At 61.6% G+C, this 10848-nt stretch carries 8 protein-coding genes and 1 pseudogene; 3 read left to right on the top strand and 6 right to left on the bottom strand.

Annotated features, from left to right (window positions below; translation table 11 throughout):
• The 3 genes and pseudogenes from E8Q41_RS22555 to E8Q41_RS26010 form a co-directional block, all read left to right on the top strand.
• On the top strand, positions 1–404 hold a 404-nt coding region (locus E8Q41_RS22555), incomplete at its 5' end, for a transposase (RefSeq protein WP_137157826.1).
• Between the two features lie 143 nt (positions 405–547).
• Positions 548–1207, top strand: coding sequence for a GntR family transcriptional regulator (locus tag E8Q41_RS22560; protein ID WP_170976581.1), 660 nt, complete (start codon positions 548–550; stop codon positions 1205–1207).
• 160 nt (positions 1208–1367) lie between these two features.
• Positions 1368–1554, top strand: a pseudogene (locus tag E8Q41_RS26010) (IS110 family transposase); the annotation flags it as partial.
• Positions 1555–1768: 214 nt separating this feature from the next.
• Here E8Q41_RS26010 and E8Q41_RS22570 read toward each other — a convergent pair.
• The 6 genes from E8Q41_RS22570 to E8Q41_RS22595 form a co-directional block, all read right to left on the bottom strand.
• Positions 1769–3430, bottom strand: a complete 1662-nt coding sequence (locus E8Q41_RS22570; RefSeq protein ID WP_205910411.1) for a cyclic peptide export ABC transporter — start codon at positions 3428–3430, stop codon at positions 1769–1771.
• On the bottom strand, positions 3427–5406 hold the full coding sequence (gene fhuB, locus E8Q41_RS22575; RefSeq protein ID WP_246660297.1) for a Fe(3+)-hydroxamate ABC transporter permease FhuB: 1980 nt from the start codon (positions 5404–5406) through the stop codon (positions 3427–3429). The genes E8Q41_RS22570 and fhuB overlap by 4 nt, the downstream gene beginning before the upstream one ends.
• Positions 5403–6314, bottom strand: coding sequence for an ABC transporter substrate-binding protein (locus E8Q41_RS22580; RefSeq protein WP_137157828.1), 912 nt, complete (start codon positions 6312–6314; stop codon positions 5403–5405). Before E8Q41_RS22580 ends, fhuB begins: the two co-directional genes overlap by 4 nt.
• Complete coding sequence (locus E8Q41_RS22585) at positions 6308–8740, bottom strand: TonB-dependent siderophore receptor (RefSeq protein ID WP_137157829.1); 2433 nt, start codon at positions 8738–8740, stop codon at positions 6308–6310. The genes E8Q41_RS22580 and E8Q41_RS22585 overlap by 7 nt, the downstream gene beginning before the upstream one ends.
• 160 nt (positions 8741–8900) lie before the next feature.
• Positions 8901–9860, bottom strand: a complete 960-nt coding sequence (locus E8Q41_RS22590; RefSeq protein WP_137157830.1) for a FecR domain-containing protein — start codon at positions 9858–9860, stop codon at positions 8901–8903.
• Positions 9861–9997: 137 nt separating this feature from the next.
• Positions 9998–10510 (bottom strand): sigma-70 family RNA polymerase sigma factor, encoded by a 513-nt coding sequence (locus E8Q41_RS22595; protein ID WP_348640034.1) that lies wholly within the window; start codon positions 10508–10510, stop codon positions 9998–10000.
• Between the last annotated feature and the right edge of the window lie 338 nt (positions 10511–10848).

The following is a 10848-nucleotide window of genomic DNA, read 5'->3' on the forward strand; positions in this document are numbered from 1 at the left end:
AAATCCACCTGAAAACTGACTTCGACGGTCTTCCCATCGCCTTCGATCTGACCGGTGGCGAGAAAGGCGATGCGCCGCATTTTCCGCTCCTGCTTGACCTTGGTCCTGACATCAAGGCTCGCGCCGCAGTCGCCGACAAAGGTTATGCCAGCAAGGCCAATCGCAAAGCAGCGCGTTCTCGCGGCGTCATTCCAGTGATCCCGCACAAATCCAACGAAAAGGACAAGCCAGCCTTCTTCGCAAAAACCATCTACAAGGGCCGCGCCCGCATCGAGCAAGCCGTCGGAAAGCTTAAACGCTTCAAACGAGTAGCGCTACGCTGCGAGAAAACGAAACGCAACTTCTCCTCGCTCGTTTCCATCGCAGCCGCGTTCATCTTGATAAAATCCGTCCACATGGCCTAGCATCGGAAGGACTTGTATCGGCAGCGGATGTCATGATTAGCCTCTTGTACCCGGGGCATTTGTCCAGCAGGTCATGTGCTGGATTGTAGCATGTAACATGGTAGAATGAGTGTCAAGGACAGTCTGTCCCGCACGGAGAAATGATGAAGAGCATCAAGATCCCGAAATCCTTGATCGAGGAAACCATTGCCCGGATTCGGGAAGCCATTCTCACCGGCGAACTGCCACTCGGTTCGAAATTGTCAGAACAGCGACTGGCCGACATGCTTGGCGTCAGTCGGTCGCCCGTTGCACAGGCCCTGGCTGTCCTGAAAACGGAAGGGCTGGTTGAGGTCTATCCGAAGCGCGGCAGCTTTGTGTATATGCCCGATGCACGCACGGTCAGCGAACTATGCGAATACCGCACCATCCTAGAGGCCGCCGCCTTGCGGCTTTCGCTGGAACGCCAGGCGCCCGCCCTGATTTCCAGCATGCGGGCGGCGGTGGAGGCCATGACGCATGCCTCTGACAACCGAGATCTTCAGGCATACTCCCATCATGACATGGAATTTCACCTGGCGTTTCTGACCCATGGCGGAAACAGGCAACTGCAACTGGCCTATAGTCGCACGATCAGCACGGTGATTGGTGTGCGAACGCATGTCTTCTTGACAGGCAGTCCGCATCCGGTGCGATCGATGAACGAACACCGGCAGATCCTGGCATCCTGCGAATCCGGTGACGCTCAGCAAGCCTGTCGCCTTCTGGAAATGCACATCCATCACCTTGCCGAGGACTTCAACGGACTTGCGCAGCAACCTTAGCTCTCGCGGGATCGATGCCTGCCAGGCGGCTGGTACGCGGCGATTGCCTGCAAGCCACCCAGATTTTCTAGAGACGCAGTGCTTGTTGATTATGGGATGGCCCGCCCTTCCGAGGACATCGAGTATGATGATCCGTCATTGAAGGAAGAGGAGCCGATCCATGACGATTTCAATTTTGGGTATCGATATAGGCAAAAAATAGCTGCAGTGTTGTCGGCGTCGACGACAAAGGTGCGGTAACTGTTCGCCGAACGATGCGGCGGCAGACGCTCTTTGATTTTGTCGGTAAGATTCCGACCTGCATCATCGCGATGGAAGCGTGCTGTGGTGCTCACCATCTGGGTCGGCTTTTTAGGTCCCAGGGGCATGAGGTCTTTTCGCCCTTGATCGCGGCGAGCGCGACTTTCGCCTTGAAGGCCGGGCTGTGATTGCGGCGAGGTCGTTTTGTCATCATGGCCCCTGTTCCCGGCATACTGCCGCGTTCAAAAGCCGAAAACCACTTATCTCACCTGTTCAATTTACCCGAGCCACCTCTAACTAACCCACCTCTATGTTAACGTTTCAATCCGCCATCGCCGCCTCGATGTGGAGAATATGGTCGGCAATGTGGAAATAGCGGTCGTCGTGAGAGATGACAATCAGCGTCTTGCCCTGGCGTTTCAACTCCGGAAGCAGTTCCTCGTAAAACATCCGGCGAAAACCAGGATCCTGATCCGCCGCCCATTCGTCGAGGACGAGGACCGGGCGGGCTTCGCTCCAAACATGCAGCAGGGCCAGCCGCTTGCGCTGTCCGGCCGAGAGGTCTGTGGTCGTCAGGCGGCCGTCTTTGACCGACACTTTGCCGTTCAGGCCGAGACGATCGAGATGACGGCTGCAGTCGTCTTCCGACAGGGCATGGCCGGGCGGCAGATCTTCGAAGAGATGGAAGTCGGATAGAACGGTGGAGAAGATCTGGCGATAGGCGTCACGCGTCTGGTCGGTGATCGCGACGCCGTCGGCTTCGACCACACCCCGAACTGGCGCATAGAGACCCAGCAGTAGCTTCGCCAGTGTCGTCTTGCCCGAGCCGTTGTCGCCGATCACGAAGGTGATCTGCCCGGGTTCGAAGGTGAAGTCGACGGGACCCAGTCCGAAAGGCCGGCCCTCGGCGTTGGCGGGATAGACGTATTCGACCTTGCGGAAGGTAATCCGGGGAGATTGGCGTGAGATCGACGCGGCCGGCGCGTCGTCCGAAACGTCGGCGTCCGGGACTATGCTGTCGAATGCGCTTCTGAGCTCTCCGATCCGGGCGAGCGCGACCTGGGCGCGGGCGATCGTCGGCAGGACGGCCATGATCTGCTCGACCGGCCCGCGGAGGAAAAGCAGAGCGAGCACGAAACCGGACTGGGTCTCGGCGTCGAGACCCAGGACGCTGCGGCTCGCGAGGACAAGCGCGATCAGCAGGAAAACCAGACCCGCGCCGAACGCGTTGGCGACGACGAAAATGATCACCGCGCGCGTATTGATGGCGCGAATGCGGTTTACGGGTGTTTCGATTTGATCCCTGTAGACGCGAACGCGCCTGGATCGGTTGATCTTGAGTTCGCGGGCGCCGCCGATCATGTCGCCATAGGCGCGATGCAACTCGTCTTCGGCCGCCCGGGAGGCCTCAAAGCCCGCGATCCCCTTCTGGCGGGCGATGTACTGGACGACTGCACCGAGTGTGAGGGCGATGGCGACCGCCAGGCACAGGGGTGGAGACAACAAGGCCAGCCAAACGAAACAACCGAGCGTGACGAGCAGCGAAATCGCAAGCGGCGCGGCGACGAATGCGAGGTCGCTGATCACGTCCACGTCATGAGTCAGCACCGGAAGCAGCCGATGCGACCGGTAGTTTTCCAGCGCCGCCACCGGCGCCCCGAAGACGCGTCTGGCCAGCCAGAGGCGAAGTTCGGCGACGATATTCTGTCCGACGAGATTGGCCAGAATGTCTGAGGTGCCGCGAGCGGCGAGCGTGGCGACGCAAAGCGCCGCGAGCATGGCGCCGGTATATGCGTCCATACCTGCGGGCCGGTTGAGTTCTGCGTTCACCAGTGACAGCAGCCAAACGGAGCCCAGCCCCGACACGCCGCCTGCAGCAGCGGACAAACCGATCAGCAGAAAGGAGCGTCCGCTCCGCTTTATGTCCAGGATATCTGGAGCCGGTGTTCGCCTGAGGCGCAGGGATCTGGTGAATGCGATCACGGTTTTCGTCCCAGTAACAAGAGGAGGAGCGGTCCGCCAACCAGCGTCGCCAGCAGTCCCGCGGGGATTTGAAACGGAAATATCACGGTGCGGCCGATCCAATCGGCAAGAAGCAAGATGAGGCCGCCGATGATCGCCGAAGCCGCGAGTTGGCCTCCAGCTCGACGAAATCCGCACAGGCGAGCAAGGTGCGGTCCCATCAACCCTGCAAAGCTCAGCGGCCCCACCAGAATGGCGGCCCCGGCGGTCAGGAGAGACGACAAGGCGAACAGGCTTATCCGAAGAATGTTCACCGGCGCGCCAGTCGCCTTCGCCGCGACTTCTCCGAGCGCCATCTGGTCGAGCCAGCGGCGAATGGCAAGGATCGACAGCAACGCGGCGGCGAGAAGGGACGCCGAGATCAGCGCTTCCTGGCTCCGCACGGCGTAGGTCGAGCCCGACAACCAAGCCAAGGCCTGCCCCAGACGCGGGTCCTGCGCCGACATCAGGGTTGCCATCACGAAACTCGTCACCGAACTGAGCGCAACGCCGATGAGAAGCAGGCGATCGCCCGAATAGCCCGCTCTGCGCGACAAAGCGAACATAAGGATAAGCACCCCGAACGCCCCGACCGACCCCGCTATGATCTGACCGGTTCTCGTCGGCGCGGCGACCGTCAGCAACAGGAAGAGCGCGCCGAGCATGGCACCGGAGGAGACGCCGAGCGCTTCGGGGGATGCCGCGGGATTGCCCGTCATCCGCTGCAGGACGGCGCCCGCCAAAGCAAGCATGGCTCCGCCGCAAAACGCGCCGAGCGCGCGCGGCCACCGCCATTGCAGAAGATCAAGCGTCGTGCTGTCCAGGACAGTCCAGCCGTCCTGGCTCGCGCCGACCCACAGGGCGAGCCAGAAGACAGGGCCGAGCAACGCGGCCAAGAGGCAGAGCGCTATTATGGGGTGACGAAGACGCAAAGTCCGCGTCGCCAAAAGCTGGCCCGGCGCCGCTGGCGGCCTGAGCCTGCCGATCAGGATGAAGAGCAGGGGAGCCCCGAAAAGAGCGGTGACGGCGCCGGTCGGAAAGAGCCGGTACGTGATCGGCAATGAGAGAACCATCTGGTCCGCCGTTGTCAGCAGCAACGCGCCGATTGCCGCCGACCAGACGAACCGGGCTCCCGTGAGCCGCGCGCCGCAGGCCTGGGCGAGCGCCGGCGCCGCGAGGCCGACAAATGCGATGACGCCCACGGTCACCGTGACGACCGACGACAGACCCGCCGCCACAAGAAGCGCGATGATGCGAACCGTTTCCGGCGACAGGCCGAGGCCGCGCGCGTTGTCGTCGCCCAGCGCCAGCATGGTGAGCGGACGCGACAACAGCGCCGCTACCCCGGCGAGCGCCAGAAGACGGGGCGCGAGATAGGCGGCTCCATGCCAGTCCTGCTGATCGAGATAGCCGGCGCCCCAGATGAACAGCCCCACCAGGAGATCATGATGGAAGAGGGCCAGCACAGCGCTCGCTGCCCCGCAATAGAGGCTGACGATCATTCCGGCCAAGGTGACGGTGACCGGAGACATGCAGCTGCGCACGGAAAGCGCCATGATCGCGCCAAGGGCCAAAGCGGCTCCGGCGAACGCGACCCATTCCACCCCTGCGGACAAGGCGGACGGCAGATAGAGCGTTGCGATGGTGAGCGCCAGATTGCTGCCGGCGGCGACGCCGAGTGTGGCGGGTTCGGCAAGCGGATTGCGCAGCACGAGTTGCAAAATGGCTCCCGCCAGCCCGACGCCCGCGCCCGCCAGAATGCCGACGACCAGGCGCGGCAGCAGCGTATAGTGAACCAAGACCTCGCCCACGTGATCGCTCGAGGGAGATATGAGGGCCCAGAGCGGGGCGTCGTCGGGAAGCTCCGCCAGTATATTGCGGCTCGCCATGACCATGCAGAGCGTCAGCAGGCCGAGCGTCAGGACCGATGGATTCGCCGAGATGCGGGTCATCGTCATCGAGTGGTTTCCAGAACGCGGGAAGCCAGCCGGGCGAAGCGGAAAGCCGCCGGCAGGCCCCCGTAGAACAAGGTTTCCGGCACAACATGAACTCGCTTGTTCCTCACAAAGGGAAGGCTCGCCATCACCGGCGACGATCTCATCTGTTCGAATGTGGAGAAGGCGTTATCTCCCACCAGCAGCAATCTCGCCTCCGGCCACAACGCCAGCCGATCGACCGTCGTCGTGGCGTGGCCATATCGCGACGTGTAGCCGTCCCAGGCGTTCTCGACGCCCCAGCTCTCGAGCACGGCCTGAAACAGGCTGTTTCGCCCGAAGACCAGCATCCGGCGCGCATCGATGATGGAGGCGATGAAAATTGGACGGCCGTCATAGCGGGTCAACCGCGCCGCGCCGGCTTGAATTTCGCGGCTGAAGCTTTTGTCGTAACTCTCGTAAGCGCCTGAGATCGCCAGGAGACCAGCAAGTCTGCGCAGGGCGCGCGCGCCGCTGGCGAGACGATCCGGTTCGTCATAGCCATCCGGATCAAAGTTCTGGACCGGAGCTATTTTTGCCAGATCCGCGCCGACTATTGCTGCCTCGTTTGAGGCCAGGATCAGTTTGGGCCGCAGAGCGGCGATGAGTTCGATATTCGGCTCGGAGCGGAAGCCGATCTCCTTGACCGTATCGGGAAGCGTCGGCTCGACGACGAACTGGCGATAACGATCGCGCTCGGGAAGTCCGAGCGGCGCGACGCCGAGCGCGAGAAGGTTGAGCGCGCTGGGCCAGTCGAGCGCGACGATCCGGTGGGGATCCGGCGGTATCGCCGCCTGGGAAGATCGGCCTGTGCAAGCCGCGACGACTCCGCCGACGAGCAGTGCCCGCCGGCGCAGAAGTCCGCTTGGCGCGATGGGTCGATCTCTCACCACTTGTAGGAGAGCGCCGCCTTGACCGTGCGACGATTGCCGTAGAACACTGTGTCGGAATAGAAGCCCGGGGTGAAATACTTCTCGTCCGTCAGGTTTGTGCCGGACAAGGTCAGTTTCAGGCCCTTGAGATCCGGTTTCGCCATGCCGAAATCATAACTCACGGACGCGTCCAGAAGGGCGTAGCCGGAGACTTTCACCTGCTCTCCCGTCGTCGTATCCATCGGCGCCATGGAACTGCCGACATAGCGGACGCCGCCGCCAACCGTCAGGCCGGTCAACACGCTTTCCCCGAAAGTGTAGTTGAGCCAAAGATTTGCCTGGTGATAGGGCACGGAAGACAGGCGCGAGCCGACTTTACTGACGCCGGACGCGTTGTCATTGTCTTTCGTGACGCGCGCGTCCGTATAGGAATAGCCCGCCAACAGGCTGAGCGCGTCGGTCAGTTCCGCCTTGCCTTCCAGCTCGAAGCCGCGCGAACGCACCTCTCCTTCCTGGATGGAATAGCCGATATTGACCGGGTCGGCGGTGGTGACATTCTGCTGGGTGATCTGGAAAACCGACGCCGAGAGGACGCCGTTCCACGCGGTCGGCTGGTATTTCACGCCGGCTTCCCATTGGGCGCCGGTGGTCGGCTCGAAGGGGTCGCCGTTGAAATCGGTTCCCGTTTCCGGCTGGAAGGAGGTGGAATAGCTGACATAGGGCGCGACGCCATTGTCGAACTGGTAGCCGAGACCGACGCGGCCGGTGAAGGCCCGGTCATCCGTCGAGGTCTCGGAGCCGCTGAGATGATCCTCCACTTCGCCTTCAACCCAATCATAGCGGCCGGCCAGGGAAAGAACCCAGTTTTCGACCTTGATCTGGTCCTGCGCATAGACCCCCAATTGGTGCTGGATGATGGTCTCGTCGGCCCAGGGAGAGCCGAAGGTCAGGCCGGAAGCGTCATAGCTGGGGTCGAGAACGTCGACAGTGATGTAGTTGGTGGAGTTCGTCCGGCTTTCGCTGCCGTTGTAATAACCGTAATCGATCCCGAACAGCAGCTTGTGCTCGGTTGGGCCGATATCGACGTCGCCGCCGATATTGGTGTCGAGCACGACCGCGTCGGTGGTCTTCGGGCGTTCTTGAGCGCCGATGCGGGCGTAATGGCCGTCATAGAGCGCGGTCGGCCAATCCCAGATCCATCCGGATGTGTAGTCGATGTCGGCATGCGTGTAACGCAGGCTTTGTTTCGCCGTCCAGCCATTGTCGAATTCATGGCTGAACTCGTAGCCGAGCGAAGCGGTTTTCGCGTTCCATTCAGTCACCCCGGGAATGCCGAGATAGAGGCTCGAAGGAATGCGCACGCCATTGTCGAAAATAGTGTTGTCCATCGGAAGGCTCTGCTCGGCGCCGCCCTTCTCGACCTTCTGATAGTTTGCGAGGAGCGTCAGCGATGTCGCGTCGTCGGGCGAGAAAGTCAGCGCGGGCGCGATGTAGAGCGAATTGTCGGGCGATTGGTCGATCTGGGTGTCGCTGTCGCGATAAAGACCGGTCATTCGATAGAGGATTGCGCCCTGTTCGTCGATCGGCCCGCTGAAATCCAGGCCCAGTTGCTTGCGGTCGTTGCTGCCATATTCCAGATCGATCTGTCGCAGTGTGTCCTCGGTCGGCCGCTTCGTCGTGGCGTTGACGAGCCCGCCCGGCGCGGTCTGCCCGAACAAGGCCGAGCCCGGCCCCTTGAGAATGTCCAGCCTCTCCAGTCCATACATTTCGATATCGCCGTCATAGGCGTTGAAGCCGTTGCGCAGGCCGTCGCGATAGTTGGCGATCTGGCTGTTGGCGCGGAAGCCACGAAGGTAGATGTCCGGCATGCCCTGTCCGCCGGGATAATCGATGGCCCGGATGCCGGGCGTGTAGGCAACGGCGGAATTGAAATCGGTCACGGCGCGATCGTCCATTTCCTTGCGTGTGACCACGTTCACGGTCTGCGGAATCTCGACGATCGGTGTGTCGCTCTTGGTGGCGGCCGAACTGTCGGTCGCGACGACGCCGTCTGCGCCGTCGCCTTCTATGACGATTTTCTTGAGGACGGTCGCGCCGACCACCGAAGCGTCAATGCCGCCCGGCTGCGATGAAGTGATCGCTACGGTCTTGGCATTGGGGAATGTGTAAACGAGGCCCGTGCCCGCAAGCACGGTCGCCAAGGCCTCCTGCCGCGTTGCGGCGCCGGTGAACCCGTTCGACGATTTGCCGGCGGCGACTGCGCCGAGATAGGTCACCTGCAAGCCGGACTGTCTGCCGAATGCAATCAACGCCTTGTTGAGGGGGCCGGCCGGAATGGAAAAGCGTTGGTTCTCCTGAACCTGGCCGGCGGCCAGCCCCGTCGCAACGGATGCGCTCGACAGCAGAACCGCAGTTACGATCAATGCCCGCGCCGCGCGATGTCTCATCTTCTCCGCGGTTGTCTTCTCTGTTCCCCAACGCACCATCAACATGCCCCTTTGATCCAAAACTCTACGATGGGAGCGATGCGCGCGGGTTCGGCGGCTTTCGGTCCCATTATTGTTACAATTGGGGCTGGAAAATTTTCACTATTCTTCTCAAGTTTTTTCAGAGGGGAGAAATCACCGTCACCATCGATGAGATCTGGCGCACTCTGGCGCCCACCGGCAGCGCCACCGCTTCGAGCGCTCGGATCGGGTCATTGAGATCATAAACGCCGCTCACTCTTTGTCCGCCGAGGAACGGATCGGCGACCACAACCCGGCCCGGCGTCCACCGGCCGATCCGCGCGACCAGCGCCGCGACGGGCTCCTGATCGGCGATCAACAGATTGTCGCGCCAGGACGCCACCTGACCCTCTTCCAGGAGACCACGGTCGACCTGTCCCGTCGCGTCGTCCAGCCGAAGCCACTGCTGCTGTTGCAGGGTGAGAGTCAGAGGGGCCGCCTGGCCCGAAAAGACCACCTCGACGGCGCCGTGCGCGGCGGAAACGCCCGAAAAACCGCCTTCGGTCGACAGTTCGAAGGCGGCTGCGGCGGCGTTGACCTGCACATCGCCGCATGACGCTGTGAACGGCGGCGACGAGCCTGCGGCCGCCTCCACAAAGCACATGCCGTCGAGCAGTCGGATATGGCGTCGGCCACTGTCGAAGTCATAGGCAAGCGCGCTTTGTGGTCCGAGCGTCGCCACGCTTCCATCGGGTAGCGAGATCCGGCGCCGTTCGGCTTTTTCGGTGATGACATCGGCGCGCGCCGCCAGAATCAGGCCAGGCGCAGCCATCCAGCCTGCTGCGCCGCCCAGAAGACAGAGGCCGCCCAATATGAGGTTGCGCCGGTTCAGTCCCAGACTTTCGCGACGTTCTATCCGGCGCTTTTCCGCGAGAATGAGCCCGGACGCGCCATGCGCCATAGCGACCCGCGTCCAGATCTCGTCATGACGCGGACCGCGGGCGCGCCAGGCGCGGATCATCTCGGCCGCGACAGGATTGTCGGGATCATTTTGAAGCCTGATAACGAGATCGATCGCCTCGTCGAGGAGATTGGCGTCGGACTGGTTGGGTTGGGTCATGATCCTGATCTCCGGAACTCGCAAGCGCCGGCGTTACGCGTCGTCAATTTGTGCGCGCCCGCGCCTTGGCTCTCCGTTTTCGGCCTCGTCTCTCTGTTTTGGGAGATGTGTCTACAGAGATATACAATCGGCGCGGATCAATTTTCACCGTCAGTGTCGATCCGTGCGACGAGATGACGATAGGCGTCGCGGATCAGCGACCACGCCCTGGTGGTGGAAATGCCGAGTTCGTCCGCGACTTCGGCGATGGTGCGTTCGCCGAGGCGATGCATTTCAAACGCCAGCCGCGTGCGTTCGGGCAATTCCGCCATCGCCCGGTGCGTCATCTCAAGGCGCTGGCGAGAGTAGACGATGCGCTCAGGCGATGGCGCAGGATCCGCCACGGCGGCGGCGGCGTCGAGCTCCACCATCTCCACCAGGGATTCCCGCCGGCGGTGATTGACGCCGAGATTGTGTGAAACCCGATACAGATAGGCGCGAGGATTGCTGTTTTCCGTCCGTTCGGGCGGTGGGCTGGCTATGACGCGCAGGAACGTGTCCTGAGTGAGATCTGCAGCGGTTTCCACTGTCAGGCCTCGTCTTCTCAAGGAATTGGCGATGCCCTTTGCGTGGCGCCGAAACAGATTTTGTATGTCCCAGTCCAAAACCACAGCTTTCAAATATCAGGTTGAAACGGCGTGCGCCGAATGGCGCAATTGCCGGAGAATATGTAAGTGGATATTACTAGTCAAGAATAAGGCGGAGGGATAAACCCGGCATCCGAACGATGCGCCGTAGGCGGATCGGCTGGGTCTTTTGAGTGGCCGAAACCGGAGAATGCTGCGAGTAATTTTTGACCCTAAAAAGGGCAGCCAACGACACAGATCGTATAGAAGAATGAAAAGCCTGTCTCCGTTGCCAAGCAGCGGCTAGAGCATCGTACGATTAATCCGGGGCACATCCTGCCGCTTTGAAGAAGTTCCAGCATTCGGCTCGATTGAAGAGGTTG

Origin of the sequence: Rhizobium sp. FKL33, assembly GCF_005222915.1 — a bacterium.
In the GTDB taxonomy this organism is placed as follows: Bacteria; Pseudomonadota; Alphaproteobacteria; order Rhizobiales; family Rhizobiaceae; genus Rhizobium_E.